The organism is Paucibacter sp. JuS9 (assembly GCF_044043925.2).
Taxonomy (GTDB): domain Bacteria; phylum Pseudomonadota; class Gammaproteobacteria; order Burkholderiales; family Burkholderiaceae_C; genus JAUASW01.
Window position 1 is genome coordinate 2,666,974 of record NZ_CP194172.1, and the last position, 26,237, is coordinate 2,693,210.

Here is a 26,237-nt window from a genome sequence, read left to right on the forward strand (position 1 = left end):
CTCGCCGCCTCAAGCGGCCTTCTTCGCCACCAGGGTCAGGATGTCATAGCTCGCCACCAGCTCGCCGCGCTGGTTCATCACCTGCACGTCCCAGGCCACGACGCCTTGCGGCGGCTGGTCGGGGCGATTGCCGCGGTCAATGCGGCGCTTGCAGGTGAGGCGGGCCTGGATGGTGTCGCCAATGGCGACCGGGTTCACGAAGCGCAGCGTGTCGAGGCCATAGTTGGCCAGTACCGGGCCGGGGGCTGGCGAGACAAAAAGACCGGCCGCGGCTGAGAGCACGAAGTAGCCGTGCGCGATGCGCTGGCCGAACTGCGTGTCCTTGGCGGCGATCTCGTCGAAGTGCATGTAGAAGTAGTCGCCCGAGATGCCGCCGAAGTTGACGATGTCGGCCTCGCTCACCGTGCGGCGGTGCGTGAGCAGCGAGTCGCCGACCTGGATCTCTTCGAAGTATTTGCGGAAGGGGTGAACCACGTCTTCCTGCACCTTGGCGCCGCGCTGGTATTCGCCGGTGATGGCCGTGAGCATGGTTGGCGAACCTTGCACCGCGCAGCGCTGCAGGTAGTGCTTGACGGCACGCAGGCCGCCAAGTTCTTCGCCACCGCCCGCGCGGCCGGGGCCGCCGTGCTTGAGCTGCGGCAGCGGCGAGCCGTGGCCTGTGGATTCGGGCGCTGCCTCGCGGTCCAGCACCAGCACGCGGCCATGGAAGGCCGCCGCATGGAATACCGCTTGCGCAGCGATGGCCGGCGTCTTGGTGACGACCGAACCCACCAGGCTGCCGCGGCCCTTGGCCGCCAGGGCCAAGGCCTCATCGAGGTCTTCGTAGGCCATCAAGGTGGACACCGGGCCGAAGGCCTCGACGTTGTGCACCGCGTCGTTCTTCATGGGCTGGCGGCACAGCAAGAGCGTCGGCGCGAAGAAGGCCCCATCGCCAACGCCCTCGCCCAGCGGCGCAAAGCCGTCCCTGGCGCTCAGGATGGTTTCGTTGCCGGCGCTCAGCAGCGCCACGCGCTCGGCCACGTCGGCCTGCTGGTCCTTGGATGCGAGCGCGCCCATGCGCACGCCCTCGATGGACGGGTCACCGACCTTGATCTTGGCCAGGCGCTCGCGCAGCATGGCGGCCACTGCGTCGATATGCTTGGCAGGCACGATGGCACGGCGGATGGCCGTGCACTTCTGGCCCGCCTTGGCACTCATCTCGCGCGCCACTTCCTTGACGAAGAGCTCGAACTCCGGATCGTCCGGCGTCACATCGGGCGCGAGGATGGCGCAGTTCAGGCTGTCGGCCTCGGCGTTGAAAGGGATGCTGCGGGCGATCAGGTTTTTGTTGACGCGCAGCATGGCGGCCGTATCGGCCGAGCCGGTGAAGGTGACCACGTCGGTCTCTTCCAGGCGGTCCAGCAAGTCGCCCGAGCCGCCGATGATCAGCTGCAAGGCGCCCGCCGGCAGCAGTCCGGACTCATGAATCATGCGCACGCAGGCTTCGGCCACGAAGCTGGTGGCCGTGGCCGGCTTGACGATACAGGGCATGCCCGCGAGGAAGCTCGGTGCGAACTTCTCGAGCATCCCCCACATCGGGAAATTGAAGGCGTTGATGTGCACCGCCACGCCGCGCTTGGGGACCAGCACATGGCTGCCCCAGAACTGGCCGGCCTTGCCCAGCTGCTGGGCTGGGCCTTCATGAACGATGTTGCTCGACGGCAGCTCACGCCGGCCGATGCTGGCGTACGCGAACAAGGTGCCGATGCCGCCCTCGATGTCGATCCATGAATCGGGCCGCGTGGCGCCGGTGTGGGCCGAGATGGCGTAAAGCGCTTCCTTGCGCTCCATCAGGTAGGCGGCCAGCGCCTTCAGGGTGGCGGCGCGCTGCTGGAAGTCGAGCTTCAGGAGCGCAGGCAAGGCCTGACCCCTTGCGAAGGCCAGGCTTTCGGCGAAGTCGATCTCGTCCGCATGTGTCAGCGCCACGGGCTTGCCATTGACCGCACTGGCCAGGCGGCGGCCAGCGTTCGAGCCTATCCAGCGGTTGGCGATCAGGCTTTGGAGGATGGGGGGATTGGTGCTCATGGCGATTTCGATGCGGGGTATGCGGTAGCGCCTCGGCGCGGATCTGGCGGGCAGAGGGCGTAGCGAGCGGGTCGAAGTCGGGTCTGAGGCGCACAGCCGTACCGACGTACGGCGAGCACCGCAGGCCCTAGATCGCCCCGCGCAGTAGCCAGATGCCCGTCAGATCAGGGCTGGTATTTCCAGGTGCCGTTCTCGATCTTGACCATGACGCGGGCGCGCTGGTCCAGACCCAGGTGGTCGTTGGGCGACATGTTGAACACGCCGTGGGCGCCCGGCACTTCCTTCAGGCCTTCCAGCGCATCACGCAGCGCGGCGCGGAAGGCGGGCGTGCCCGGCTGGGCCTTGGTCTTGAGCGCAACGGGGATGGCGGCAGCCAGCAGCTGGCCGGCGTCCCAGGCGTGGCCGCCGAAGGTGGAAACGGTGCCCTTGCCGAAGGCGGCTTCATACCTGGCTTGATAGTCAGCGGCGCTCTTCTTGACCGGATGGTCGGCCGGCAGCTGCGCCGTCACCAGCACCGGGCCGGAAGGCAGGAAGGTGCCTTCCACGTCCTTGCCGCCAACGCGCAGGAAATCGTTGTTGGCCACGCCATGGGTCTGGTACATCTTGCCGGTGTAGCCACGTTCCTTCAGCGACTTCTGCGGCAGCGCGGCGGGCGTGCCGGAGCCGGCCACCAGCACGGCGTCGGGCTTGGCGGCCATTAGCTTCAGGACCTGGCCCGTGACGGATGTGTCGGTGCGGTTGTAGCGCTCGCTGGCCACGATGGTCAGGCCCTTGATGCCGGCGATCTTGTTGAACTCGCCGTACCAGCCCTCACCATAGGCATCGGCAAAACCGATGAAGCCCACGCTCTTGACGCCTTGCGAGGCCATGTGGGTGGCAATCGCCAGGGCCATCATGATGTCGTTCTGCGGCGTCTTGAAGACCCAGCGCTTCTTGGCATCGACCGGCTCGACGATGCGAGCCGAAGCCGCCATCGAGACCATCGGCGTCTGCGCTTCCGAGACCACGTCGATCATGGCCAGCGAGTTCGGCGTGACGGTGGAACCCACCACCACGTCGACCTTGTGCTCGGTGATGAACTTGCGCGTATTGGCCACGGCCTGCGTGGTGTCCGACGCATCGTCCAGCACGATGTAGTTGACCTTCTGGCCGGCGATGGTCGTCGGCAGGAGGGTGAAGGTGTTCTTTTCGGGGATGCCCAGCGAGGCCGCAGGGCCGGTCGCCGAAACGGTCACGCCGACATTGATGTCGGCTTGTGCACCCACAGCCAGGGTCGCTGCAGCCAGGGCCAGCAGATGCTTGCTGATCAACTTCATCATCGTCTCCTGTTGAAATTCGTCAAAGAGAAGGGGCTGCGGTCTTCACCGCACCGAGTCCACCAAAGAAGAGATCCGCCACCATCGGGGCGACGGCCTCGTAACTCAGCTCTCCATCCGGCCGGAGCCAGGTGAAGGTCCAGTTGATCATGCCAAAGAGCAGCATGGTCAGGGGCTTGTGCAGGCGTGCCGCCTCCAGCTCGGGGCGCACAGCGGCCACGGCATCGGCAAAGGCGGCCACGACGGCACGCTCCACCACCAGCAAACGCGCACGGTCTTCGTCCTGCAGGAACTTCACGTCTTCGGTCAGTACCCGGTGCTGGTACTGCGCCTGGCCGTACTCCTGCACGAAGCGACGTATCAGCTCGCGCAGATGCGGCTCCGCCGCCAGCTTCTGCGCCTGCACGTCTTCCACCAGTGCGGCCAGCGTCTGCACATGGTCTTCGCAGATCTGCACCAGCAGCTCGTGCTTGTCGCGCACGTAGTGGTACAGGGTGGGCTTGCTCACCTCGCAGGCCTCGGCCACCTCGTTCATCGAGGTGCCTGGATAGCCCTTGGCCGCGAACAGGCGCGCGGCCTGCTCCAGGATCTCATCGCGGGTGGCGTCGAAGCCTGCTGCTCGTCCTCTTGCCATTGTTGTTGGTCTTGTGGGTTCAGCGTTCGTCGAAGGAGATGACCACGCGCGGGGTCAAGGCGTGCGCCTGGCAGCTCAGGATGAAGCCGGCAGCGAGCTCATGTTTGTCGAGCGCGAAGTTCTTGTCCATCCGCACTTCACCTTCCAGCAGCTTGCAGCGGCAGGTGGAGCAGACACCGCTCTTGCACGAGAACGGCACGTCCATGCCGGAACGCGCTGCTGCATCGAGCAGGCTCGGGTCGTTCTTCGAGAACTCGATCTCGCGGCTTACGCCATCGCGGATCACCAGCACCCTGGCTGCGTCGGCATCGCCCTCTTGCACCTCGTGCGGCGCCGGCTTGCCCTGCTGCATCTCGGGTGTGCCGAAGCGCTCGATGTGGATGCGATCCTCGGGCACGCCAGCTTTCAGGAGCGCGGCCTCGGCTTCGTCGTTCAGCTGATTCGGGCCGCAGACGAACACATGGTCGATGCCGGCGGCGGGGATGAGTGTGCGCAGGTACTCACCGATCTTGGCCTCGTCCAGGCGGCCGGCCTGCAAGGGCGCGTCCATCGCTTCGCGCGAGAACACGTGGTGCAGCGACAGGCGCGTCAGGTACTGGTTCTTCAGGTCCTCGATCTCTTCCTTGAACATGGTCGAGGCCGGGCGCCGGTTGCCATAGAGCAGCGTGAAGCGCGAGTTGGGCTCGCGAGCCAGCACCGTCTTCATCAGAGAGAGGATGGGCGTGATGCCCGAGCCACCGGCGATGCCGAGGTAATGCCGGCTGATGGCAGGGTCCAGCGGCACGAAGAAGCGGCCTTGCGGCGGGAAGACCTGGATCTCGTCGCCGGCCTTCAAGGCGCCATGCACCCAGTTCGAGAACACGCCACCGCCGACCTTGCGCACGCCCACGCGCAGCTCGCCGTCGTCGACGCCTGAGCAGATCGAGTACGAGCGACGCAGGTCTTCGCCGTTCACATCGGCGCGCAGGGTCAGGTATTGCCCCTGCGTGAAGCGGAAGGTCTCGTCCAGCGCAGCGGGCACATCAAACGAGACGATGACGGCCTCGTCGGTGTCGGGCCGGACTTCGCGAACTCTCAAAGGATGGAAATGAAGACTCATGGCGGTCTCTTTTTCTTGAATCGTTCAGATGGGTTTGAAGTGTTCGAAGGGCTCGCGGCAGGCGAGGCAGCGGTACAGCGCCTTGCAGGCCGTGGAGCCGAAGGCCGACAGCTTCTCGGTGTTCTCGGAGCCGCAGCGCGGGCAGGCGAGCTTGGTGAGCGAAGCGCGGTGCACGAGCCGGATCGGCTGCGGGCCGCTCGCCGGGCCGGGCGGCGCGATGCCGTAGTCCTTGAGCTTTTGCTTGCCCGCTTCCGTGATCCAGTCGGTGGTCCAGGCCGGGGCGCGCTGCATCACGATCTCGACTTCGCCAAAGGCGGCGAGCGCGGCGCGCACGTCGTCCTGGATCAGCTCGGTGGCCGGGCAGCCGGAATACGTGGGCGTGAGTACGACTTCCAGGCCACCCGCGGTCTCGCGCAGGTCGCGCACGATGCCCAGCTCGGCCAGCGTGATCACCGGCACTTCGGGGTCGGGAATCTGGCGCAGCACCTCCCAGGCGGCTTCCAGCCGTCCGCAGGAGTTGGCCATCGGCAGCGGCGTCATTACCACTTGCCTCCGGGATAGGCGCGCTGCAGGTATTGCATGGTGGCGAGCAGATGGCCCATGTGTTCGCCATGCATGCCAAGCCGGCCTTCACTGCGGAATCCGCTGTCCTTGGGGACCGTGAGCTGCGCTGCTTCCAGCACCTCGGCAAAGGCAGCGCGCCAGTCGTCCTTGAGGTCCGACCAGGCCGGGCCCAGGCCTTGAGCGGCCGCGGCAGCATCGACCGCATCGGCATCGAACAGCTCGTTGAAGTAGGGCCACAGCGCAGTCAGCGCGGTCTTCATGCGTTGCGCCGATTCTTCGGTACCGTCGCCCAGACGCAGCACCCAGTCGGCCGCATGCTGCTGGTGATAGGCCGCTTCCTTGACGGCCTTGCCGGCGATGGCTGCCACTTCGGCATCACTCGAATTTTCGAGCCGGCGCCAGAGCAGGAGCAGCCAGGTCGCGACACCAAAGTTGCGCAGCTGCGTGTAGGCGAAGTCGCCGCGCGGCAGCTCCATCAGCACCGGGTTCAGGTACTGGCGTTCGTCACGCAGGAAAGCAAGCTGGTCTTCGTCATGGCCCTGGCCGTCAAGCTTGGCGGCATGCGTGAGCACGGCGCGCGCCTGGCCGATCAGGTCCAGCGCGATGTTGGACAGCGCGATGTCCTCCTCGAGGATGGGCGCATGGCCGCACCATTCGCTGATGCGCTGGGCCAGGATCAGGCAGCTGTCGCCGATGCGCAGCAGGTACTGGACTTCGGGGGCGGAGCCCACCTTGATGGATTGCTGAGACATATCGCTGCAATCACATATGGTTCAGAGCATCGGGCAGCTCGTAAAACGTCGGATGGCGATAGATCTTGTCTTCCATCGGATCGAAGTACATGCCCTTCTCTCCCGGGTCCGAAGCCACGATCTGGCTCGACAGCACGACCCAGATGCTCGTGCCTTCCTGGCGGCGTGTGTAGACGTCGCGGGCCATCTGCAGCGCCATCTTCGAATCAGCGGCGTGCAGGCTGCCGCAGTGCTTGTGGTCCAGGCCCGCCTTGTTGCGGACAAAGACTTCCCACAGCGGCCATTCGTTCTGAGTAGCGTTCGTGCTCATGCTGCTTGTTCCTTGGTAGCTTGCTTGCGGGAATGCGCCAGTGCGGCCTCGCGCACCCAGGCGCCGTCTTCCCAGGCCTTGACGCGGGCGCCGAGACGCTCGCGGTTCATCGGTCCGTCGCCATTGACAACGCGCCAGAACTCGGACCAGTCGATCGCACCGAAGTCGTAGGAATCGCGTTCGGCGTTCCACTTCAGGTCGGGGTCCGGCACGGTCACACCGAGGATTTCGGCCTGCGGGATCGTGGCATCGACGAACTTCTGGCGCAGGTCGTCATTGGAAATGCGCTTGATGCCCCAGCGCATCGATTGCTCGGAGTTCGGCGAGTCCTTGTCGGCCGGGCCGAACATCATCAGCGAGGGCCACCACCAGCGGTTCACGGCGTCCTGCACCATGGCTTTTTGCTCGGGTGTGCCTTCACGCATGATCACCAGCAAGGATTCATAGCCCTGGCGCTGATGGAAGCTCTCCTCGCGGCAGACGCGGATCATGGCCCGGGCATAGGGCGCAAAGGAGCAGCGGCACAGCGGCACCTGGTTCATGATGGCCGCGCCATCGACCAGCCAGCCGATCACGCCGATGTCGGCCCAGGTCGTCGTCGGGTAGTTGAAGATCGAGCTGTACTTGGCGCGACCGGTGTGCAGCGCTTCCAGCATCTGGTCGCGGCTGGTGCCCAGCGTCTCGGCTGCCGAGTAGAGGTAGAGGCCGTGGCCCGCCTCGTCCTGCACCTTGGCGAGCAGGATGGCCTTGCGCTTGAGCGTCGGCGCGCGGGTGATCCAGTTGCCCTCGGGCAGCATGCCCACGCATTCGGAATGCGCATGCTGGCTGATCTGGCGCACCAGCGTCTTGCGGTAATGCTCGGGCATCCAGTCCTTGGCTTCGATGAAGTCGCCTGCTGCGATGCGGGCCTCGAAGGCTTCCTCGCGCTGCAGGTCTTCCGCGCTGCGGACCTTGCTCGCCTGGTCTTGTGGACCGACGCTCATGGCTTGGGTGTACATGGTGCGTACTCCTTGCTTGCTTGTTTTCTTGCTGAACTACTTGGGTCGGCGATCAATGACGCGGCGCGCCTTGCCGACGAGCGTGCGCTCGATCGAGTCTGGAGCACCGACCGTGACCTTGGTGCTGACGCCGATCAAGGTCTTGATGCGGTGCTGCAGGTGTTTCGCGATGGCGCCCACGTCGGAACCCATGGCCGTGGGCTGCAACTCGCAACGCACTTCCACTTCGTCGAGCGTGCCCTCGCGGCTCACTACGATCTGGTACTGGCCCGACAGCTGCGGCTCCGCCAGCACCAGCTCCTCGACCTGGGTCGGGAACATGTTGACGCCGCGGATGATCAGCATGTCGTCGCTGCGGCCGACGATCTTGCCCATGCGGCGCATGCTGCGCGAGGTCGGCGGCAGCAGGCGCGTGAGGTCGCGGGTGCGGTAGCGGATGATGGGCAGCGCTTCCTTGCTGAGCGAGGTGAAGACGAGTTCGCCCTCCTCGCCGTCAGGCACCGGCTCGCCGGTCTCGGGATTGATGATCTCCGGGTAGAAATGGTCTTCCCAGATCACCGGACCGTCCTTGCTTTCCACGCATTCGCTGGCAACGCCGGGGCCCATCACTTCAGACAGGCCATAGATGTCCACCGCATCGATGCCGGCCTTGCCTTCGATCTCGCGGCGCATCGCCTCGGTCCAGGGCTCGGCGCCGAAGATGCCGACCTTGACCGACATCGAGCGCGGGTCCAGGCCCTGGCGCTCGAACTCCTCGATGATCACCTGCATGTAGCTGGGCGTGACCATGATGATGTCGGGCTTAAAGTCCTGGATCAGCTGCACCTGCTTCTCGGTCTGGCCGCCCGACATCGGGATGACCGTGCAGCCCAGCTTCTCCGCACCGTAATGCGCGCCGAGGCCGCCGGTGAAGAGGCCGTAGCCATAGGCGATGTGGACGATGTCGCCAGCGCGGCCACCGGCGGCGCGGATCGAGCGGGCCACGAGGCCGGCCCAGGTGTCGATATCGCGCTGCGTGTAGCCGACGACCGTCGGCTTGCCCGTCGTGCCCGACGAGGCATGGATGCGCGACACGCGCGCGCGCGGCACGGCAAACATGCCGAAGGGATAGTTGTCGCGCAGGTCTTTCTTGGTCGTGAACGGGAACCTGGCGATGTCGGCCAGGGTCTTGAGGTCCGAGGGATGCACACCCTTTGCGTCGAACGCCGCCTTGTAGTGCGGCACGTTCTCGTAGGCATGCGTGAGCGACCAGCGCAGGCGCTCGAGTTGCAGCGCCTGCAGCTCGTCGCGGCTGGCGGTCTCGATGGACTCCAGCTCGCCGGGGGATGGGTTCTTCACAGGCATTGCTACTTCACTCCTGGATGTGGACGACGGGCTTGCCCTTGAGCCGGTACGAGCGACCACGGAACAAGGCCACCAATTCATCGCGCTGGTTGCGCACGGTGATGTCATAGACACCGGTGCGGCCGGACAGCTGCACTTCTTCGGCCACCGCAGTCAGCCGGTCGCCGAGCTTGCCCGGCGCCACGATGCTGACGTCGAAGCCCGAGGCCACGGTCATCTCGTTGTAGGCATTGCAGGCGAAGGCAAAGGCGGAATCGGCCAGCGTGGTGATGAAGCCGCCATGGCAGATGTCCAGGCCGTTGAGCATGTCGTCACGCACCGTCATCGTGAGCGTGGCGCCACCGGGCGAGATGGCCAGGATCTCCATCCCCAAGCCCTTGCTGGCGCGGTCGTTGGCGAACATGGCGTCGCGGACGCGTTCGGCAATCTGTTGAGGAGACAGCATGCTCAGCGATCCTTGAACTGGGGACTGCGTTTGTCCATGAAGGCTTGCACGCCCTCGCTGTAGTCATGCGCGAAGCCGAGCTGGCTCTGCATCATGGCCTCGACGCGCAAGGCATCCTCGAAGTCCTGGTCCATGGCCTGGTCAATCAGGCGGCGGGTTTCGGCGAGCGCACGGCTGGGCATGGCGGCGAGCTTTTGCGCGGTGGCCATGGCCTCACTCATCAAATCAGCATCGGGTACGCAACGGGCGATCAGACCGATGGACACGGCCTCGGCGGCCTTCACCTTGTCGCCCAGCAAGGCAAGCTGCATGGCCTTGGCACGACCCACCAGGCGCGGCAGGAGCCAGGTTCCGCCGCAGTCCGGAATCAGGCCGATCTTGGAGAAGGCCTGGATGAAGCTGGCGCTCTCGCCAGCAATCACGAGGTCGCAGCCCAGCGCGAAATTTGCGCCGGCACCGGCGGCCACGCCATTGACGGCCGCAATCGTCGGCACGGGCATCGCGCGCAATTGCAGCGCCAGCGGGATGTAATAACCGTCGAGCAGATGACCGATGTCCTTGGGCGCGGCGCCGGGGCTTGGATCGGGCTTGACGAGTGGGTCGCCAAGGTCCTGGCCGGCACTGAAAGCGCGGCCGGCGCCGGTGATCACCACGGCGCGCACGCTCGAATCGGCAGCCGCTTCAGCCAGCGCTTCGCGGGTCGACGCCAGCATGGCTGCCGTGAAGGCGTTCAGCGCCGTCGGGCGGTTCAGCGTCAAGATGCGTACCGCGCCTTGCGTGCTGACCTGGATCACCAGTTCGGGACTCTCGGACATTGTTCGATCACTCCTTGCTGCCGATCAAACACTCTTGACCGACCGGTCGGTAGATCGTAAGGTCGCACTTGATTTGGCGCAAGGGCGCCGCCGCCCCGATTGGCCGGGGTAAACCCGGAGAAGCGAAATGCCTTGCTACGCCATCGACGGAGTCATCCCCGTCGTCCATCCGAGTGCCTACGTGCACCCCACCGCCGTGCTGATAGGCGACGTGATCGTCGGCCCGGGCTGCTATGTCGGCCCCTGCGCCAGCCTGCGCGGCGACTTCGGCCGCATCGTCTTGCAGGAAGGCGCCAACGTGCAGGACACCTGCGTGATCCATGGTTTCCCGGCGTCGGAAACCGTCGTCGAGCGCAACGGCCATATCGGCCATGGCGCCGTCCTGCATGGTTGCATCGTGCGGCACGATGCCCTGGTCGGCATGAATGCCGTGGTGATGGACGAGGCCGAGGTCGGCGCCTACGCCATCGTCGCCGCCAGCGCCTTTGTGCGCGCCAAGCTCAAGCTGCCGGAGCGCTCGCTGATTGCCGGTGTGCCGGCCAAGGTCTTGCGCGAGCTTTCCGACGACGAGATCCGCTGGAAGCTGGAAGGCACGCAGACCTACCAACAGCTGACGGTGCGCTGCCTCGCAACGATGCAGGAAGTCCAGCCCCTGATCGAGCTGGAGGCCGACCGCCCGCTGCTGCAGACGGACTCTGCCCACCAGACGCTGGCGCAGCGCAAGGGCTGAATCGCCTCATCGATTCGGTGGTGCAATCGGGGCATGAACCCCGAAGCCGTTGATGATTTCCTGACCGAGCTGCGCAAAGGCGATGCCGAGCGCTTCGCCCTGATCGATCGCACCCGCGAGTTGATCCACACCGCCGGGCCGCGGCTGCGCGAAGAGGTGCGCTACGGCGGCCTGCTGTTCTCGGCCAGGTCGCCGGTCTGCGCCCTCTTCTCTTACGACAAGCACCTCGCGCTGGAGTTCAGCCGAGGCAGCGAGCTGCCCGACAGGCACGGCGTGCTGGAAGGCGAGCAGGGCAAGCGCCGCCACATCAAGCTGAACAAGCTCGGCGACCTCTTCAAGAAGAATGTGCGCGAGTACCTGGAGCTGGCGTTTGCGGCCGAGGCCGCTGGAGCCGCTGCGAAGGGCAAGAAGCCGCAGCGTTGAGTGCCTTGTTGAGCGCCTGTTCGAGCGAATGAATGAGCGCCTGTTTGAGCGCCTGTTTGAGCGCACCTCGCACAGTGACCAAGCGCCTCTCGCCCCGCCCGCCACCATAATCCGCCGCTTCAGAACACATCCATCAATCGAAGGGACGGACGGTGCGCTTTTCTCTCCAATCTCTCCTCGTCGGCGCTTGCGCTGCGCTGAGCCTGGCCGCTACGGCCCAGACAGCGCAGACGCCCTGGATCGTCAAGCAGCAATGGGTCAGCGCCCATGAGTCCTTCCTGGCCTCCGATGCGCTGCAAGGCCGCAAGAGCGCCACGCGCGACGAAACCATCGCCGCTGTCTACGTCGCCTCGCAGTTCGAGAGCTTCGGCATCAAGCCGGCGCCGGGCATGAACAACAGCTACCTGCAGACGGCCGTGATCCCCAGGCCGCGCCTGGAGGGTACCGGCCGGCTGAATGTCGGGGGCAAGGCTGAATCGGCCGGCTTGACGCTGCTGATCTCCAGCGGCAAGCCGGCAAGCGGCAAGCTCAGCGTGGCGAGCTCGGACGATCCGAAGGACTTGGGCAAGGAGGAGCTGGTCCTCGTCAAGGGCACTGCGCCGATTCGGGGCTGGTACGCCGCAGCGGCTCGCCAGGGCGTTCAATTGCTGATCATTCGCGACAGCGAAGCCAACCGCAAGACCTATGCCCAGATGGGCAGTCAGCCGCGCCTGATGGGCGAGCCCACGGCTGGCGGCAAGCCAGGACCTACCCTGCTGGTCGTACCAGAAGCCCTGTTTGACCAATTGGCAGCCAAGCCAGGCCTGGAGCTGAGCTTCGAGCCACCAGCGGTGGTCCAGGACAAGCTGATCACGACCAACGTGATAGGTCATCTGCAAGGCACCGACCCCAAGGCCGGCACCATCCTGTTCTCTGCCCATCTGGACCACCTGGGCATGCAGGCCGATGGCGTGACCATCATGCATGGTGCCAACGACAACGCCTCCGGCGTCACCGCCGTGCTGGAAGTGGCGCGCGCGCTGGCTGCCGGCGAAAAGCCCAGGCGCTCCATCCTCTTCGTCTGCTTCGGCGCCGAGGAAATCGGCCTGCTGGGCGCGGACTACTTCGCCAAGAACCCGCCGATTCCGCTGACCGACATCATCGCCAACCTCGAGTTCGAGATGATCGGCGCGCAGGACCCGAAGCTGCCGGCCAAGACGCTGATGATGACCGGCTTCGAGCGCTCGGATTTCGGCGAGACCATGAAGGCCCGCGGCTTCAGCATTACCGCCGACCCCTACCCGGAACACAAGTTCTTCCAGCGTTCCGACAACTATCAGCTGGCCCTGGCCGGCATCGTGGCCCACACCGTCTCGGGCTGGGCCACCACGCCGACCTATCACAAGGCCGACGACAACATTGCTCACCTGGACCTGCCCTTCATGACGGCAGTGATCCAGTCGCTGATCGAGCCGGCCCGCTGGCTGGCAAATACAGATTACGTCCCTGCCTGGAAGCCAGGCGGCCGTCCAACACGCTGAACGGACGCCCGCGCAGCGGGCGGGCACAATGAGCCCCATGTCCGAGCGCATCATTCCCCTGGTCGACCATCGTCGCTCGCTGCCCCTGCCGCCACCGCAGGCCGGCAGCAGGGGCTTGCTCGCCGATGCGCTCGGCCGGCCGCTGCACGACTTGCGGATCTCGGTCACCGACCGCTGCAATTTCCGCTGCAGCTATTGCATGCCCAAGGAAGTGTTCGACAAGAGCCACAGCTTCCTGAAACACAGCGAATTGCTGAGCTTCGAAGAGATCACGCGGCTCGCAAGGATCTTCGTCGCGCAAGGCGTGCAGAAGATCCGCCTGACTGGCGGCGAGCCGCTGCTGCGCAAGAACATCGAGCGGCTGATCGAAATGCTGGCCGGACTGCGCACACCCGAAGGTCGGGCGCTGGACCTGACGCTGACGACCAATGGCTCGCTGCTGACCCGCAAGGCCCGTGCCCTGAAGGACGCCGGCCTGCAGCGCATCACCGTCAGCCTCGATGCGATGGACGACGCAATCTTCCGCCGCATGAACGACGTGGATTTCCCGGTTGCCGAGGTGCTGGAAGGCATTGCCGCCGCCGAGGCCGTGGGTCTCTCGCCGATCAAGGTGAACATGGTGGTCAAGCGCGGCGTCAACGAGCAGGAGATCCTGCCCATGGCGCGGCACTTCCACGGCAGGGGCGTCACGCTGCGCTTCATCGAATACATGGACGTGGGCGCTACCAACGGCTGGCGCATGGACGAGGTCCTGCCCTCGCGCGAGGTGCTGGCCCTGTTACGGCAGGAGTTCAGCCTGCAACCGCTGCAAGCCAGCGCGCCAGGCGAGACCGCCGAGCGCTGGGGCCATGCCGATGGCGGCGGCGAGATCGGCCTGATCTCCAGCGTCACGCAAGCCTTCTGTGGCGATTGCAACCGCGCCCGGCTCTCCACCGAGGGTCGGCTCTATCTCTGCCTCTTCGCCCATGCAGGCCATGACCTGCGCGGCTTGCTGCGCAATGGTGCCGAAGACGACGCCATTGCCGGCACGCTCGCCTCGATCTGGTCGGCCCGCAGCGACCGCTATTCGCAGCTGCGCGCCAGCGGCACGGCCCTGCCTGGCGAGGCCCGCAAGGTGGAAATGCACTACATCGGAGGCTAGATTTTGAAGACCGGTACTGACCGCCTTGCGTGCCGCCTGCGCGTCATGCGCGAAGAAGATCTGGCGCAATACAAGCAGCTGCGCGACGCGATGCTGGAGCGCTTCGAGGAAGCCTTCACATCGGACGCCGAGACCGAGCGCAGCCGCACAGCCGAGAGCTATCGCAATCGCCTGGGGCTGGCAGCCGGCGGCCACAACCTGTTCACGCTCACCGCCTGGCTGGGCGAGCAGATGGTCGGTGCGATCAGTGCCGAGTTCGACCCGCGTGCCAAGGTACGCCACATCGCCCATATCGTCGGCATGATGGTCTCGCCCGATCTGCAAGGCATCGGCCTGGGCCGCGCGCTGCTGGAGCAGGCACTGGAGATGCTGGAAGGCGAGCCTGTGCTGGAGCAGGTGACCTTGAGCGTCAGCGCCGGCAATGCCGCCGCCGTGGCCCTGTATGAGCGTTGCGGCTTCAAGCGCTACGGCTTGCTGGACCAGGCGATCAAGCTGCCCGACGGGCGCTACGTGGCAAAAGCCCTGATGTGCCGTCATTTGCGCGATTCAGGCACCGCCCCGCCCGCTTCGCCATGAGCCTGCAAGAGATTGCCGCGCGTCTCGCCGGCTACGACGCCGAAGCCCTGCACCTCGACCTGGCGCGCGACTTCATCGCCCAGGCACTGCCCGCGCCCGACGCTTCACAGGCCGAACGGCTGCCGCTGCGCTCGGTGCTGGGCCGTGTGCTCGCTGAAGACTTGATCTCAGGCATCGACGTGCCGGCGCACGACAACTCGGCCATGGACGGCTACGCCTTCCATGGTGCCGAGATGCAGCCCGGCCTGACCACCACACTGCGCGTTGCCGGCCTCAGCCTGGCCGGGGAACTGCCTGCTGCCGAGCTGCCTGCGGGCCATTGCCAGCGCATCATGACCGGCGCGGTCATGCCGCCGGGTCTGGACACCGTGGTACCGCAGGAACTCGCGCAGCACCTGGGTGAGCACAGCATCCAGATTCCGGCCGACCTCCTGAAAGCCGGTGCGAACCGACGCAAGGCAGGCGAAGACCTGGCCAAAGACCAGGTGGCGCTGGCCGCCGGCCGCCTCCTGAAGGCGCCCGACATCGGCCTGATCGCCTCGCTGGGCCAGATCGAAACCCTGGTGTTTCCACGCCTCCGGGTGGCCTTGCTGTCCACGGGCAATGAGCTCTGCGCACCGGGCCAGCCTTTGCAGCCCGGCCAGATCTACGATAGCAACCGCTACACCATGACCGCGCTCCTGCAGCGCCTGGGCTGCATCGAGGTCCTCGACCTCGGCTTGGTACAGGATGAGCCGCAAGCACTGCGCCAGGCATTTGCCGAAGGCACGGCTCGGGCCGATGTCTTGATCAGCACCGGCGGCGTCAGCGCAGGTGACGCCGATCACACCAGGCAGGTGATGGCCGAAATGGGCGAGGTGTTGTTCTGGAAGCTGGCCATGCGCCCCGGGCGCCCGGCTGCCATCGGCCAGATGCGCCGCGTTGATGGCAGCGCCGCATTGCTCTTCGGCCTGCCTGGCAACCCGGTGGCCGTGATGGTGACCTTCTACGCCCTGGTGCGCGAGGCCTTGCTGCGAATGGCGGGCGCCCGGCCCGAGCCACTGCCGCTCCTGCGGGCAGCCAGCGTCAACGCCATCCGCAAGAAGCCCGGGCGCACCGAGTACCAGCGAGGCATCGTCAGCCGTGCCGCGGACGGCGGTTGGCAGGTCGAGACCACGGGTGACCAGGGCTCGGGCATTCTCTCGAGCATGAGCCGGGCCAACGGCCTGATCGTGCTGAACCACAGCCAGGGCGACGTGGCCGCTGGCGCTGCGGTCGATGTGTTGCCTTTTGACGCCCTGATGTAGGCGGCCCCGGGTTTGCAGGGGGATGCCTGTCGGCTTTTTGACAGTCTGGTGCCAAGATGCTGCACTAGCATTGCGGCATAGGAAATCCAGCAGTTCCAAGATTCAAGGAGACCGTCATGGCCAGCCCCTTCCGCCCTGCCATCGACCTGATGGCCCAGTACGCGGCCTACCACCGCGACCGTCGCAACATTGCCACTCACTTCGTAGGCATTCCGCTGATCGTGTTCGCCATCGGCGTGCTGCTTGCGCGTGCCAGCTTCGAGCTGGGCGGCCTGGCGCTCAATGGCGCCTGGGTGCTGTGGGCTCTGAGCGCCCTCTGGTACCTGACACGTGGCGAGTTCACGCTGGGCCTGGCCACCGTCGCCGTGAACGGCCTCTTGATGGCTCTGGCCACGCCGCTGGCCGCTGGCAGCCTGGCGTCCTGGCTGCTCTGGGGCATCGGCTGCTTCGTGCTCGGTTGGGTGATCCAGTTCGTCGGCCACTATTACGAAGGCCGCAAGCCGGCCTTTGTGGACGACCTGGTCGGACTGCTCGTAGGCCCGATGTTCGTCGTCGGTGAATGGCTGTTCGCGCTGGGCTGGGGCCGCAGCATGCTGGGCGAGATCGAGCGCCGCGTCGGCCCCACGCACATTCGCGACCTGGCCCATCCAGCCACGTGAGCCGCACGATTGCCCGGCTGCGCCGCTTCGCGCTGCTGCTGGCATTGCTGCTGATTGCGGCAGCGCTCTTCCTTGCGGTCCAGATGCAGCGCCGGCCGGCGATCGCCGGCCTGAATGATCTGGTGCTGCCGGTCGCCCCGGCGCAGACGGGCGAGCTGCGCGTGCGGTTCGCGGGTGTCAGCACGCTCCTGTTCGATGACGGCGAGACCGCCTGGCTGACCGATGGCTTCTTCAGCCGCCCGCCGCTGTCGGCCCTGCTCGGCAAGATTGCGCCCGATGTGCCGCGCGTCGATGCCGGCTTGAAGGCACTGGGCATCAAGAAGCTGGCCGCGGTCGTGCCCCTGCATTCGCACTACGACCATGCGATGGATTCGCCGTTGATCGCGCGTCGTACTGGCGCCCTGCTGGTCGGTTCGCCATCGACGCTCAACCTCGGCCGCGGTGCCGGCCTCGACGCCACGCAGATGCGCGAAGTGAAGTCCGGCGACAGCCTTCAGCTCGGCCGTTTCAAGCTCAGCTTCATTGCCTCGCGCCATTCGCCCACCTTGTGGAGCGATGGCAATGGCCATGAGGACATCGAAGCGCCGCTGAGCGCCCCAGCCGCTGCAAGTGCCTGGCGCGAAGGCACGGTCTGGTCACTGCTGGTCGAGCATGAGGGCCAGCGAATCCTCGTGCAGGGCAGCGCAGGCTTCGTTCCAGATGCAATGAAGGGCCGGCCGGCCGACGTGGTCTTCCTCGGCGTTGGCACGCTGGGCCAGAAGGACCAGGCCTACCGTGATGCCTACTGGCGCGAGACCGTCCAGCTGAGCGGCGCGCGTCGCGTGATCCCGATCCATTGGGACGACTTCTGGCAGCCACTGCCGGACGGTGCCGCGCAACCCCTGGCCATGCCCTACCTGATCGACGATTTCGGCAGCACGCTGAGCGACTTGCAGGCGCGCGCCAAAGCCGAGCAGCGTGAGCTGATACTGGCGCCGCTGTGGCAGCCCTTCAATCCCTATCCACAGGCCAGACCATGAGCCCGACGAGCAGCCCGGTCTTGATCATGGGTGCCGGCTCGGTAGGCTGCTATCTCGGTGGCTGCCTGGCCGCAGCAGGCCTGGAGGTGCATTTCGTCGGCCGGCCGCGCGTGATTGCGGCGCTGCGCGAGCAGGGCCTCAAGCTCACAGACCTGAACGGCCGCGAGCAGCGGATCCAATCGGTCGACCTGCATCTGCATGAGCAAGTGCCGGCCAGCCTCTCACCCAGCGTCACGCTTCTGTGCGTGAAGAGTGGCGCCACCACCAGCGCAGCAGCGGAGTTGCAGGCGGCCCTGCCGGCCGGCAGCCTCGTGGTGTCGATGCAGAACGGCATCGGCAATGCCGAGCGAGCGCAGGCATCAGCACCTGATCTTCGCTGCCTGCCGGGCATGGTTCCCTTCAATATCGCCGAGCTCGCACCAGGCCATTTCCATCGCGGCACGGCCGGCGCCTTGATGGCACAAGACGACCCCTTGCTGAAGCCGCTCCAGGCCGCCTTTTCGGCCCAGGGCCTGGGCTTCAAGCTGTTGCCCGACTTGCTTGCCATCCAGTGGGGCAAGCTGCTGATCAACCTGAACAACCCGGTCAATGCGCTGTCCGGCCGGCCGCTGCGCGAGCAGCTGCTGCAGCGCGGCTACCGACGCTGCTTTGCCGCGCTTCAGAGCGAGGCGCTGCAGGTGCTGGCGGCGGCCGGCATCGAGCCTGCCCAGTTGGCCGCCCTGCCACCGCGCCGCCTGCCTGCGATGCTGCGGCTGCCGACCTTCATCTTCAAGCGGCTGGCCAAGCGCATGCTGCAGATCGATGCCAAGGCCCGCTCCAGCATGGCGGACGACCTGGCGCTGGGCCGCAGCACCGAGATCGATGCGCTGTGCGGCGAGGTGGTGCGCCTGGCCGCCTCCAACGGCCGACAGGCCCCGCTGAGCGCGCGCATGTGCGAGCTCGTGCAGAATTTTCCGCAGCGCGGCCGGCCGTACGGCCCCGATGAGCTGCCCAAGGCGCTGGGGATCTGAAATGGCCGTGACAGGATTGGGCCAGCGCCTGTTCGCCATCCTCAGCTTGTTGCCGCTGGCCTGGCCGGCCCTGGCGGCGGAGGGCCCGGCCCGCATCACGTTTCTGCTGCCTGAGACGCCAGCCGTATTCGTGCGCGACCCGGCGACCGGCGTCTTCAGCGGGCGCGGTATCGACATGCTGCGCCGCCTGGCCAAACATGCCAACATCGGCGAGCCGCTGTTCGAACAGACCATCACCGCCCGCGCCCTGCTCGACGCGAATACACGACCGGGCACCTGTGCCGTGGGCATGGGCCGCTCGCCGGAACGCGAAGCGCAGTTCCTCTGGGCTGGTCCGATCTCGCGCGCCGAGTTGGTGCTGCTGGCCCGTGCCGACGACACGCGGCGCTTCGCCAGCCTGGAAGACGCCCGCAACCTGACCATAGGCGCGATTCGCAACTCGGTGGTCGCCCAGCGGCTGCGCGCGCAGAATCTGCAGGTCGAGGAAGTCGCCGACGATGCGACCAATCTGCGCAAGCTGCAGGCTCAGCGCATCGATGTGTGGGCCGCCAACGGCTTCGTCGCCCGCGAGGAGCTGCGCAATGCCATTGCGCCGCCGCCCAAGGTCGTGCTCTCGTTCGGTCTGATCGAGACCTTCATCGCCTGCAACCCACAGATGGATGAAGCCTTGTTCGCAGCGATACGCCAGGCCGTGGCGACGCTGACGCGCGAAGGCGCGTTCTCGACGGTCAAACCCTGATGCCCATGCTCGGCAACCCCATGGTCAGCCGCGCCACGTTGCGCCGCGACATTGCCGAATCGGTCGACCTCGGGAAGCGCGTGCTTGCCCGTATCCGCACCCCAACGTTCAACAAGGCCTAGCGTGCAGATGGAGCGTCGCGAAGATCTCTACGCAGCCTCGGTGCCCGTCTGCCAGCGCTATCTCGGCGCGCTGCAGGCCTGGCTTGATTGCGCCGATCCGGCGCAGTTGCCCGCGCTGCTGCACCAGCGCCTGACACCAGACATGATTCCACTGCAGGGCCAGGTCGAGATCGCTTCGAACTTCGCCCTGCGCCTGTGCTTCCCGCTGACCGGCGCCGCCGTGCCCGACTACGGGAGTTTCGCCGGCACGCCAGCCGGCCTGCGCGAGCGCCTGGCCTATGTGCAGGCACTGCTGGCAAGCCTGAAGCCAGGCGATTTCGACGCGCCGCCCGCCTTCATCGAAGACCAGGCCGGCCAGGCGCTGCTGAGGCTGCCGCCCGGCGATTTCCTGCATCTGTACGCCTTGCCCAACTTCTTCTTCCACTGCAGCATGGCCTACGCGCTGCTGCGCCTGCACGGCGTGCCGCTGGGAAAACCGCAGTTTGATGGCTTCCACACCTATCCAGAATGAGGTGCACCATGAGCGAGACACTCGATGGGCAAGGCGGATGCGACTGCCGTAAGACGCGCTACCGGCTGACCGAGCGGCCCTTGTTCGTGCATGCCTGTCATTGCCGCTGGTGCCAGCGCGAGAGTGGCTCGGCGTTTGCTTTGAACGCGATGATCGAAAGCGACCGTCTTCAGCTGCTGGGCGAGGCCCCCGAACTGGTGAGTACGCCGTCGGCCAGTGGCGCCGGCCAGATGATCGCTCGCTGCCCGCAGTGCAAAGTCGCGCTGTACAGCCACTATGCCGGCGCGGGCCCGTTGCTGTCCTTTGTCCGAGTGGGCACCCTGGACCAGCCAGACCTGCTACCGCCCGATATCCACATCTTCACGCAGTCCAAGCAGCCCTGGCTGCAGCTGCCGGCAGGTGCGCTCGTCATGCCCAGGTACTACCGCCGCGATGAGCATTGGCCGGCCGTGAGTCTTGCCCGCTATGAGCTGCTGAAGCCCCAGCTGGAGGCGCAGCGGGCACGGCGGACAAATAGCTCTTGAAGGCCGCCGCCGCGCCGAGTAAGTATTGCAAGGGCGCTCGTGACTATTCAGCAGCGGCGCCAATGCCGCGCAAAAGGAGTCGCCGCCATGAGCCAAGCCGCCTTCAACATCGTCCGATTCCGCGTCAAGCCAGGCCGGCAGCAGGCCTTCCTGGAAGCGCACCGCCGCGCCGATCCGACCTTCAAGGGCTTCCTGCGCGGCAGCATGGTGCAGACCGGCGAACGCGATTTTTGCCTGGTCGGTGAATGGGATTCGATGGCCAGCCTGGTGGCTGCGCGGCCGCTGATGATCAGCCTGCTGGACAGCTTCCGCGCCGAGCTCGATGACCTGGGCCATGGGCTGGGCGTGACCGACCCGGTGTCGGGCGAGGTGGTGCTGGACCTCGGCAAGTCCTGAGCCAGACTTTTCGCAGGCCTGGCGGGGCCGGCTAGCATCCGGACCCATGACAAGTTTCGTCCGCGCCTTCGCCACGCTGGCCATCGTCCTGCTGCTCACTGCCAGCGCCCAGGCCCAGACCCAGGCAGATTGCGATCTGCACTACCGCATCAAGCCGCGCTACGACAGCACGCCACGCCGGCTGGATGTGGAGTTCAGCTTTGCCGCCGAGGGGCGGCGCGAAACCTGGCTGCGCCTGCAGGCCGGCTGGGCCGGCATCAACGACTACGGCGCCAGCTTCTCGGCGCCCGACCCACAGCCCGCCGGCATCGAGCTGCGGCCCAGCGACAACACCCACCGCTGGAAGGTCGAGCACAAGGCCGACGGCCAGGTGCGCGTGGCCTTCCAGATCCGCGCCGCGCTGGCCGATCCTGACGACGGCAAGGTCCAGCAGCAGGACCAGCTCTACCGCACCCAGATCGGCGCGGACTGGTTCCAGTTCTTCGGTTATGGCGCCTTGCCCAGCGTCGAGAACTGGGGCGACAATCGTCAGGGCCTGATGTGCGTGACACTGGAACAGCCGCCAGCCAACCAGGGCCCGCTGCTAGGCAGCCATTTCAGCGGCAGCGTGCAGGCCAGGGCCGATGTGCAGCTGCAGGGCACGCACGCCTTGCTCCGTCACGCCTTCTATGCCGGCGGCCCGGGCTGGCGCGTCAGCGAGAAGCAGCTGGCGAGCGGCCCGGTGGTGGTGGCCAGCCGCGGCGTGATGAAGCTGGACGACCGCGTGTTTGCCGACCAGGTCGCCGGCCTGCTGGACGCGCATCGCCGCTTCTGGGGTGACAAGCTGGCGCCGCGCCAGACCGTGGTGCTGACACCCAACTACAGCCAGGGCAACAACGGCGGCACCCTGGTGCACCAGGCGGCGGTTCTGCATGCCAGCAAGGACTTCGGGCCCGGCAACGACAGCTTCGAGTTCCTGATCGGCCACGAGAACCTGCACCAGTGGCTGCCGCACCGGCTGGGCGGCCCAGCCACTCGCGAGGAGGGCAAGGCGGCCCTGCACTACTGGATGTCCGAGGGCTTCACCGACTACTACACGCACCGCCTGCTGCTGGCCAGCGGCTTGTGGGACCTGGAACGTTACGCCAGCCAGGTCACGCGCGCGCTGCGCGGCTACTGGCGCTCACCGGCACGCAATGCCACGGCGGCCAGCATTGCGCCGCGATTTTTCAGCGACCGAGATGCGGGCCGCCAGATGTATTCGCGCGGCGAGATCCTGGCGATGCGCTGGGACCGCGCCTTGCGCAAGCAAGGCCATGCCGGGCTCGATGTACTGCTGCGCGGCCAGTTGCTGCCGCTGGAGCAGGCGGCCAAGGCCGAGCCGGCGCATGAGCGGGTCTTGCTGGCCTTGAGCAAGCAGCTGGGTCCCATGGCGGCAGATGACGTCCGCACGCACGTGGACGAAGGCCGCGACCTGGAACTGGACGATGGCCTGGCCGGCCCCTGCTTTGCGCTGAGCTGGAACGAAGTGCCGCGCTGGGTGCTGGGCTTCGGCCAGGCCTCTTTCGCCAGCTACACGGCCACCGACGTTGTGGTCGATGGCCCGGCCTACCGGGCCGGCCTGCGCGACGGCATGTCGCTCATGGGCTGGTCGATCTACGGCAATGACACCGGCAAGGAGGTGGTGCTGAAGGTCAAGGCTGAAGAGGGCCCGCGCGAGCTGCGCTACCTGCCGGTGGACGGCCGCACCGAGCGGCTGCCGACCTTGAGCGTGCGGCCGAACGCCGCGACTGAGGCGAGTTGCCAGGCCTGGATCAGGCGCTGAATTTCAACCGGGCCAGTCTTGCAGCGCCACGTCAACCCCGCCCTTGCGCGAAGGGCCTGAGGGCTGGCGCGATGGCGTGCCCAGGTTGATCCAGCCCAGCAGGGTCTCGCCGGGTGCGCAGAAGGCTGCACAGATCGCCGGGTCGCGCACCTTGGCACCGCTGAGCATCTTGCCGCCGAAGCCCAAGAGATGAGCGGCGGTGAGGAAGTTGGAGATAGCGCCACCGACGCAGGCCCATTGCTCATGGGCCGGCACCTGCGGATGGCCAAGGTCGATGCGCGCCAGCACCGCCACGCTGACCGGCGGGCGCAGCGCGCGCTCAGCGTCCAGCGCGGCACCTGCTTCGTCCTTGCCCGCCGCGCGCGCGGCTGCAGCAAACAGCTCGGCCATGCGCGCCCTCGCCTCGCCGCGCACGAGCTTGAAGCGGAAGGGCAGGAGCTCGCCATGGTCGGGCGCGCGCAAGGCCGCCTGCACCATCAGGGCCAGATGCTCATCGCTGGGGCCGGGCTCCTGCAGATGCTTGGGGCCGACCGAATAACGCCCGAGCAAGGCTTGCAGGGCCGCGCTTGTCTTTGTCTCAACCATCTCAGAACACCAGGCAGCGCCAGGCCGGGTCGGCCAGGCGGAGACATGAACTGTACGGCGCCGCCATGGCCCGAACATTCGGCAATCAGCTCGCCGCGCTTCAGCCCATGCGCGGCCAGCGCGTCGCTGCAGGCCAGCAGCCTGGCGCCATGGGCCACCGCTTCCTGCATGGACTGAAGCACGGTCTTGTCGTGCCGCTCGGACGCATGCAGCGCGGCGGCCACGCCAGGCTGCAAGAGCAGCACCGAGCGGGCCGAGAAATAGATCTCGACCTCGAGCTCCAGCGCCGCCGCCGCCGCCGCATGGAAGAACGGCGTGGCCAGGCGCGCGGGCTCGGCCGGGTCGGTGGCCCAGAGCAGCAGGGCCAGGCCTTTCACTGCAGCTGGTTCAGCCATGCGTAGCGCTCCATCTCGGCCTGCGCCTGTGCAGCCTGCAGCAGGCCGGCGCTTTCCTGTTCCCAATGCGAGGCCTGCAGCTCCAGCAGCCAGCCCTCGCCATAGGGGTCGCGGCACACCAGCTCCGGCGTCTCGGCCAGGCGTTCATTGACGCGCAGCACCCGGCCCGACAGCGGCGACTTGACCGAGACGATGGACTTGGCCAGTTCGACCACCGCCATCGACCGGCCCTGCTCCAGCATCTCGCCAGCTGGCTTGGGCCGGCACATGTAGAGCTCGCCCGAGGCCTTGAGGCCGAGCGCCGTGATGCCGGCGCGCACCGTGCCATCCGGCTGCAGCTCGGCCCAGGTCTGGTGCTCGATGAGCACCCAGAGGTGCTCGGGCAGCTCGGTGCCGGCGATCAGCATCGCCGGCACCTGCAATGGCGGAAGAGAACAGGAGTCGAACCTGCCCGGCAGCGCATGGCGCCACCCACCGGGTTTGAAGCCCGGCCGACACACCGGTGTCGTCTCTCCTCCATGATGGTCAGACTTTCCTTCATGCGGCGCGCTCATCGGCAAACAGCCGCGAGTCGCTCCTCAGCTTGTGCAGGTCGCCAACGCGGCGCAGCAGGCCCACACGATCGAAATATTCCAGGATCTGGATGGCCCGCTTGCGGCCGAGGCCCGTGGCATCGCGAAACGCCGCAGCGACCACGTCGCCCTGGTGCGCAGCGCCGATGCCGCGCGCCAAGGCTGCCAGCTTAAGCATGCAGGCCTGGTCGTAGAACAGGTCTTTCACCACCTGGTGCAGCTCGCCCTGCTGTGCCAGGCGTGCCAGCGTGGTACGCATCAAGGGCTCGGGCTCGCCACAATCGCGCGCCAGGTCGCGGGCCCAGGCGCCCTCGAAGGCGGCGTCGGTCAGGCGCGGTGCGACCTTCTGGGCAATGCGCTGCTCGGTGGCCGAGAGCTGCACGCCATGTTCGGGCAGATGGACGAAGGCACCGCGCAGCGCCAGGCGGCCCTGGGCACGCAGCCGCGCCAGCAGCGCGCGCCACAGCGGCTCGGCCAGGCGCGGTGCGCACAGGCGCCGCAGGCGCCCGACGTCAGGGCCCAGTTCTTCGGGCTGGCGCTGGTGATAGTCCGCCAGCCTTTGCAGGAGTTGGCCGGCCAACTGCTCAGCCAGCGCATCGGCCAGCGCCCAGGCCGCATCGCGCTCCTGCACGATGAGCGCCTCCCCTGGGCTGGGCCATTGCGCGAGGCCCTCGGCCGCTGCAAAGCGCGCCAGCGCCACGCCAAGCGAAGCGGCCTGCAACAAGGCCTGCAGACGAGCTTCGGCCGTGGGCAATTGCAGGGCCGCAAGCTCGGTCAGGCGCTCGGGCGTGCGGCGGTAGCGGGTCGGGGCAAAGGGGTCGAGCACGCTGCCGCCGGCGATGGTGCGGCTGGCGTTCGCGTCCCGCAGCACGATGCGGTCACCGCGCCAGGCCGCCACGGGCTCGCGCAGCAGCAACTGGACCAGCGCTTCCTCGCCCGGCTCCAGCACGTCGCGGCTGAGCACGGCCACCGTGCCCATCACCGCCTTGGCGCCGATGTGCACATGGACCGGCGTGCCCGAGCGCAAGGCCTTGGCCTCGGCGGGCCAGAGGCGCAGCCGCAGGTCCAGCCTGTCGGTGCTCAAGACCACGGCCGGCGCTGCCAGCCACTGGCCGCGGGCGACCTCGTCCTTGGCCAGGCCAACGAGGCCGACGGCGCAGCGCTGGCCGGCCTCGGCCTCCTCGACCGCAGCGTTCTGCGCATGCAGGCTGCGCACGCGCATCCGATGACCGCGTGGGTCGGGCGCCAGCGCCAGTTCGTCGCCGACGCGCACCCGGCCCGCATGTATCGTGCCGGTGACCACGGTGCCCACGCCGTCGAGACTGAAGGCCCGGTCGATGGCGAGCCGGAAGGCCTGCCCTTCGTCACCACGACGCGGAGGCTTCTCGGCGGCATCGAACAAGAGACTGCGCAAGGCGTCGAGGCCCAAGCCCGTCGTGGCCGCCACTTCCAGCACCGGCGCCTCGGCCAGCGTGCTGCCAGCCACCAGCTCGGCGATCTCGCCGTGCAGGGCGGCGATGCGCTCCGGCGTGGCGCGGTCGCATTTGGTGATGACGATGGCGCCTTGCTCAAGCCCAAGCAGGCTGAGCACCGCCAGGTGCTCGCGCGTCTGCGGCATCACGCCGTCGTCGGCCGCGATCAGCAAGAGCGCGAAATCGATGCCGGTGGCGCCGGCCAGCATGGTGTGGACCAGGCGTTCATGGCCAGGCACGTCGATGAAACCGATGCGCTGACCTGCCGGGGTAGCAAGAAAGGCGTAACCCAGCTCGATGCTGATGCGGCGCTTCTTCTCTTCGGGCAGGCGGTCGGTGTCCACGCCGGTGAGCGCCCTCACCAGCGTGGTCTTGCCGTGGTCGATGTGACCTGCGGTGCCGACGATCATCG

The 26,237-nt window shown here is 66.8% G+C and carries 29 protein-coding genes and 1 tRNA gene; 14 read left to right on the forward strand and 16 right to left on the reverse strand.

All coding sequences use genetic code 11. The features are described from left to right. Nucleotides 1-9: 9 nt before the first annotated feature. From paaZ to ABT392_RS11955, 11 genes are all read right to left on the reverse strand, one after another. Nucleotides 10-2,064, reverse strand: coding sequence for a phenylacetic acid degradation bifunctional protein PaaZ (gene paaZ / locus ABT392_RS11905; RefSeq protein ID WP_395385692.1), 2,055 nt, complete (start codon nucleotides 2,062-2,064; stop codon nucleotides 10-12). A gap of 164 nt (nucleotides 2,065-2,228) precedes the next feature. After that, on the reverse strand, nucleotides 2,229-3,380 hold the full coding sequence (locus ABT392_RS11910) for an ABC transporter substrate-binding protein (protein WP_395385691.1): 1,152 nt from the start codon (nucleotides 3,378-3,380) through the stop codon (nucleotides 2,229-2,231). A gap of 22 nt (nucleotides 3,381-3,402) precedes the next feature. Then, nucleotides 3,403-4,014: a TetR/AcrR family transcriptional regulator gene (locus ABT392_RS11915; RefSeq protein ID WP_334276067.1), complete on the reverse strand. Its 612-nt coding sequence runs from the start codon at nucleotides 4,012-4,014 to the stop codon at nucleotides 3,403-3,405. A gap of 19 nt (nucleotides 4,015-4,033) precedes the next feature. Beyond that, complete coding sequence (gene paaE / locus ABT392_RS11920) at nucleotides 4,034-5,113, reverse strand: 1,2-phenylacetyl-CoA epoxidase subunit PaaE (protein ID WP_395385690.1); 1,080 nt, start codon at nucleotides 5,111-5,113, stop codon at nucleotides 4,034-4,036. Between the two features lie 24 nt (nucleotides 5,114-5,137). Then, nucleotides 5,138-5,653: a 1,2-phenylacetyl-CoA epoxidase subunit PaaD gene (gene paaD / locus ABT392_RS11925; protein ID WP_395385689.1), complete on the reverse strand. Its 516-nt coding sequence runs from the start codon at nucleotides 5,651-5,653 to the stop codon at nucleotides 5,138-5,140. After that, entirely contained in the window at nucleotides 5,653-6,429 is a 777-nt protein-coding gene (gene paaC / locus ABT392_RS11930; protein ID WP_395385688.1) for a 1,2-phenylacetyl-CoA epoxidase subunit PaaC, read from the reverse strand. Before paaC ends, paaD begins: the two co-directional genes overlap by 1 nt. 10 nt (nucleotides 6,430-6,439) lie before the next feature. Further along, the gene (gene paaB, locus ABT392_RS11935; RefSeq protein ID WP_395385687.1) at nucleotides 6,440-6,739 is read right to left on the reverse strand and encodes a 1,2-phenylacetyl-CoA epoxidase subunit PaaB; all 300 of its coding nucleotides are present in this window, start codon (nucleotides 6,737-6,739) and stop codon (nucleotides 6,440-6,442) included. After that, the gene (gene paaA, locus ABT392_RS11940; protein WP_395385686.1) at nucleotides 6,736-7,737 is read right to left on the reverse strand and encodes a 1,2-phenylacetyl-CoA epoxidase subunit PaaA; all 1,002 of its coding nucleotides are present in this window, start codon (nucleotides 7,735-7,737) and stop codon (nucleotides 6,736-6,738) included. Before paaA ends, paaB begins: the two co-directional genes overlap by 4 nt. A 36-nt stretch (nucleotides 7,738-7,773) precedes the next feature. Next, nucleotides 7,774-9,081: a phenylacetate--CoA ligase PaaK gene (paaK, locus tag ABT392_RS11945; RefSeq protein ID WP_395385685.1), complete on the reverse strand. Its 1,308-nt coding sequence runs from the start codon at nucleotides 9,079-9,081 to the stop codon at nucleotides 7,774-7,776. A 7-nt stretch (nucleotides 9,082-9,088) separates the two neighbouring features. Then, complete coding sequence (paaI, locus tag ABT392_RS11950) at nucleotides 9,089-9,526, reverse strand: hydroxyphenylacetyl-CoA thioesterase PaaI (protein WP_395385684.1); 438 nt, start codon at nucleotides 9,524-9,526, stop codon at nucleotides 9,089-9,091. Nucleotides 9,527-9,528: 2 nt separating this feature from the next. After that, a complete protein-coding gene (locus ABT392_RS11955; RefSeq protein ID WP_395385683.1) occupies nucleotides 9,529-10,341 on the reverse strand; it encodes an enoyl-CoA hydratase-related protein in 813 nt (270 codons plus the stop codon). A 127-nt stretch (nucleotides 10,342-10,468) separates the two neighbouring features. Here ABT392_RS11955 and ABT392_RS11960 point away from each other — a divergent pair, with 127 nt between their 5' ends. The 14 genes from ABT392_RS11960 to ABT392_RS12025 all read left to right on the forward strand — a co-directional run bounded on the left by ABT392_RS11960 (nucleotide 10,469) and on the right by ABT392_RS12025 (nucleotide 22,801). Then, nucleotides 10,469-11,071, forward strand: a complete 603-nt coding sequence (locus tag ABT392_RS11960) for a phenylacetic acid degradation protein PaaY (protein WP_395385682.1) — start codon at nucleotides 10,469-10,471, stop codon at nucleotides 11,069-11,071. A gap of 33 nt (nucleotides 11,072-11,104) precedes the next feature. Further along, a complete protein-coding gene (locus ABT392_RS11965; RefSeq protein ID WP_395385681.1) occupies nucleotides 11,105-11,494 on the forward strand; it encodes a DUF1801 domain-containing protein in 390 nt (129 codons plus the stop codon). 152 nt (nucleotides 11,495-11,646) lie between these two features. Beyond that, complete coding sequence (locus ABT392_RS11970) at nucleotides 11,647-13,014, forward strand: M28 family metallopeptidase (protein ID WP_395385680.1); 1,368 nt, start codon at nucleotides 11,647-11,649, stop codon at nucleotides 13,012-13,014. Between the two features lie 37 nt (nucleotides 13,015-13,051). Then, nucleotides 13,052-14,155, forward strand: a complete 1,104-nt coding sequence (gene moaA, locus ABT392_RS11975) for a GTP 3',8-cyclase MoaA (protein WP_395385679.1) — start codon at nucleotides 13,052-13,054, stop codon at nucleotides 14,153-14,155. Nucleotides 14,156-14,200: 45 nt separating this feature from the next. Next, entirely contained in the window at nucleotides 14,201-14,731 is a 531-nt protein-coding gene (locus ABT392_RS11980; protein WP_395385678.1) for a GNAT family N-acetyltransferase, read from the forward strand. After that, entirely contained in the window at nucleotides 14,728-16,017 is a 1,290-nt protein-coding gene (moeA, locus tag ABT392_RS11985; protein ID WP_395385677.1) for a molybdopterin molybdotransferase MoeA, read from the forward strand. The genes ABT392_RS11980 and moeA overlap by 4 nt, the downstream gene beginning before the upstream one ends. A gap of 116 nt (nucleotides 16,018-16,133) precedes the next feature. Further along, nucleotides 16,134-16,676 carry an Mpo1 family 2-hydroxy fatty acid dioxygenase gene (locus ABT392_RS11990; RefSeq protein WP_395385676.1) on the forward strand — a complete coding sequence of 181 codons (543 nt, stop codon included), beginning with the start codon at nucleotides 16,134-16,136 and terminating at the stop codon, nucleotides 16,674-16,676. Further along, a complete protein-coding gene (locus ABT392_RS11995) occupies nucleotides 16,673-17,695 on the forward strand; it encodes an MBL fold metallo-hydrolase (RefSeq protein WP_395385675.1) in 1,023 nt (340 codons plus the stop codon). Before ABT392_RS11990 ends, ABT392_RS11995 begins: the two co-directional genes overlap by 4 nt. Continuing rightward, complete coding sequence (locus ABT392_RS12000; protein ID WP_395385674.1) at nucleotides 17,692-18,705, forward strand: 2-dehydropantoate 2-reductase; 1,014 nt, start codon at nucleotides 17,692-17,694, stop codon at nucleotides 18,703-18,705. Before ABT392_RS11995 ends, ABT392_RS12000 begins: the two co-directional genes overlap by 4 nt. Nucleotide 18,706: 1 nt before the next feature. Then, complete coding sequence (locus ABT392_RS12005; RefSeq protein WP_395385673.1) at nucleotides 18,707-19,444, forward strand: substrate-binding periplasmic protein; 738 nt, start codon at nucleotides 18,707-18,709, stop codon at nucleotides 19,442-19,444. Nucleotides 19,445-19,573: 129 nt separating this feature from the next. Further along, a complete protein-coding gene (locus ABT392_RS12010; RefSeq protein WP_395386829.1) occupies nucleotides 19,574-20,077 on the forward strand; it encodes a DUF1993 family protein in 504 nt (167 codons plus the stop codon). Nucleotides 20,078-20,085: 8 nt separating this feature from the next. Further along, entirely contained in the window at nucleotides 20,086-20,601 is a 516-nt protein-coding gene (locus ABT392_RS12015) for a GFA family protein (RefSeq protein WP_395385672.1), read from the forward strand. Between the two features lie 87 nt (nucleotides 20,602-20,688). Next, the gene (locus ABT392_RS12020) at nucleotides 20,689-20,997 is read left to right on the forward strand and encodes an antibiotic biosynthesis monooxygenase family protein (protein ID WP_395385671.1); all 309 of its coding nucleotides are present in this window, start codon (nucleotides 20,689-20,691) and stop codon (nucleotides 20,995-20,997) included. A 46-nt stretch (nucleotides 20,998-21,043) separates the two neighbouring features. Beyond that, nucleotides 21,044-22,801: a M61 family metallopeptidase gene (locus ABT392_RS12025; RefSeq protein ID WP_395385670.1), complete on the forward strand. Its 1,758-nt coding sequence runs from the start codon at nucleotides 21,044-21,046 to the stop codon at nucleotides 22,799-22,801. A 3-nt stretch (nucleotides 22,802-22,804) separates the two neighbouring features. On the opposite strand, the gene ABT392_RS12030 is transcribed toward ABT392_RS12025, so the two are convergent. The 5 genes from ABT392_RS12030 to selB form a co-directional block, all read right to left on the reverse strand. Further along, complete coding sequence (locus tag ABT392_RS12030) at nucleotides 22,805-23,350, reverse strand: nitroreductase family protein (protein WP_464970781.1); 546 nt, start codon at nucleotides 23,348-23,350, stop codon at nucleotides 22,805-22,807. Next, entirely contained in the window at nucleotides 23,278-23,781 is a 504-nt protein-coding gene (locus ABT392_RS12035; protein ID WP_464970782.1) for a DsrE family protein, read from the reverse strand. The genes ABT392_RS12030 and ABT392_RS12035 overlap by 73 nt, the downstream gene beginning before the upstream one ends. Next, nucleotides 23,760-24,188: a glycine cleavage system protein H gene (locus ABT392_RS12040; RefSeq protein WP_395385667.1), complete on the reverse strand. Its 429-nt coding sequence runs from the start codon at nucleotides 24,186-24,188 to the stop codon at nucleotides 23,760-23,762. Before ABT392_RS12040 ends, ABT392_RS12035 begins: the two co-directional genes overlap by 22 nt. Nucleotides 24,189-24,203: 15 nt before the next feature. Further along, nucleotides 24,204-24,299, reverse strand: a tRNA-Sec gene (locus ABT392_RS12045). Between the two features lie 19 nt (nucleotides 24,300-24,318). Beyond that, entirely contained in the window at nucleotides 24,319-26,235 is a 1,917-nt protein-coding gene (selB, locus tag ABT392_RS12050) for a selenocysteine-specific translation elongation factor (RefSeq protein WP_395385666.1), read from the reverse strand. Nucleotides 26,236-26,237: the final 2 nt, after the last annotated feature.

What these genes read in the sequence shown, in the direction of transcription:
- ABT392_RS11960 (WP_395385682.1), top strand. Translation starts at nt 10,469, where the DNA reads ATGCCTTGCTACGCCATCGACGGAGTCATCCCCGTCGTCCATCCGAGT.
- ABT392_RS12000 (WP_395385674.1), top strand. Translation starts at nt 17,692, where the DNA reads ATGAGCCCGACGAGCAGCCCGGTCTTGATCATGGGTGCCGGCTCGGTA.
- ABT392_RS11910 (WP_395385691.1), bottom strand. Translation starts at nt 3,380, where the DNA reads ATGAAGTTGATCAGCAAGCATCTGCTGGCCCTGGCTGCAGCGACCCTG.
- ABT392_RS12020 (WP_395385671.1), top strand. Translation starts at nt 20,689, where the DNA reads ATGAGCCAAGCCGCCTTCAACATCGTCCGATTCCGCGTCAAGCCAGGC.
- paaC (WP_395385688.1), bottom strand. Translation starts at nt 6,429, where the DNA reads ATGTCTCAGCAATCCATCAAGGTGGGCTCCGCCCCCGAAGTCCAGTAC.
- paaE (WP_395385690.1), bottom strand. Translation starts at nt 5,113, where the DNA reads ATGAGTCTTCATTTCCATCCTTTGAGAGTTCGCGAAGTCCGGCCCGAC.
- moaA (WP_395385679.1), top strand. Translation starts at nt 13,052, where the DNA reads ATGTCCGAGCGCATCATTCCCCTGGTCGACCATCGTCGCTCGCTGCCC.
- ABT392_RS11965 (WP_395385681.1), top strand. Translation starts at nt 11,105, where the DNA reads ATGAACCCCGAAGCCGTTGATGATTTCCTGACCGAGCTGCGCAAAGGC.
- ABT392_RS12025 (WP_395385670.1), top strand. Translation starts at nt 21,044, where the DNA reads ATGACAAGTTTCGTCCGCGCCTTCGCCACGCTGGCCATCGTCCTGCTG.
- paaD (WP_395385689.1), bottom strand. Translation starts at nt 5,653, where the DNA reads ATGACGCCGCTGCCGATGGCCAACTCCTGCGGACGGCTGGAAGCCGCC.
- ABT392_RS12035 (WP_464970782.1), bottom strand. Translation starts at nt 23,781, where the DNA reads ATGGCTGAACCAGCTGCAGTGAAAGGCCTGGCCCTGCTGCTCTGGGCC.
- ABT392_RS11915 (WP_334276067.1), bottom strand. Translation starts at nt 4,014, where the DNA reads ATGGCAAGAGGACGAGCAGCAGGCTTCGACGCCACCCGCGATGAGATC.
- ABT392_RS11955 (WP_395385683.1), bottom strand. Translation starts at nt 10,341, where the DNA reads ATGTCCGAGAGTCCCGAACTGGTGATCCAGGTCAGCACGCAAGGCGCG.
- ABT392_RS11980 (WP_395385678.1), top strand. Translation starts at nt 14,201, where the DNA reads ATGCGCGAAGAAGATCTGGCGCAATACAAGCAGCTGCGCGACGCGATG.
- ABT392_RS12005 (WP_395385673.1), top strand. Translation starts at nt 18,707, where the DNA reads ATGGCCGTGACAGGATTGGGCCAGCGCCTGTTCGCCATCCTCAGCTTG.
- moeA (WP_395385677.1), top strand. Translation starts at nt 14,728, where the DNA reads ATGAGCCTGCAAGAGATTGCCGCGCGTCTCGCCGGCTACGACGCCGAA.
- selB (WP_395385666.1), bottom strand. Translation starts at nt 26,235, where the DNA reads ATGATCGTCGGCACCGCAGGTCACATCGACCACGGCAAGACCACGCTG.
- paaI (WP_395385684.1), bottom strand. Translation starts at nt 9,526, where the DNA reads ATGCTGTCTCCTCAACAGATTGCCGAACGCGTCCGCGACGCCATGTTC.
- ABT392_RS12040 (WP_395385667.1), bottom strand. Translation starts at nt 24,188, where the DNA reads ATGCTGATCGCCGGCACCGAGCTGCCCGAGCACCTCTGGGTGCTCATC.
- ABT392_RS11990 (WP_395385676.1), top strand. Translation starts at nt 16,134, where the DNA reads ATGGCCAGCCCCTTCCGCCCTGCCATCGACCTGATGGCCCAGTACGCG.
- paaB (WP_395385687.1), bottom strand. Translation starts at nt 6,739, where the DNA reads ATGAGCACGAACGCTACTCAGAACGAATGGCCGCTGTGGGAAGTCTTT.
- paaZ (WP_395385692.1), bottom strand. Translation starts at nt 2,064, where the DNA reads ATGAGCACCAATCCCCCCATCCTCCAAAGCCTGATCGCCAACCGCTGG.
- ABT392_RS12010 (WP_395386829.1), top strand. Translation starts at nt 19,574, where the DNA reads ATGGAGCGTCGCGAAGATCTCTACGCAGCCTCGGTGCCCGTCTGCCAG.
- paaK (WP_395385685.1), bottom strand. Translation starts at nt 9,081, where the DNA reads ATGCCTGTGAAGAACCCATCCCCCGGCGAGCTGGAGTCCATCGAGACC.
- paaA (WP_395385686.1), bottom strand. Translation starts at nt 7,737, where the DNA reads ATGTACACCCAAGCCATGAGCGTCGGTCCACAAGACCAGGCGAGCAAG.
- ABT392_RS12015 (WP_395385672.1), top strand. Translation starts at nt 20,086, where the DNA reads ATGAGCGAGACACTCGATGGGCAAGGCGGATGCGACTGCCGTAAGACG.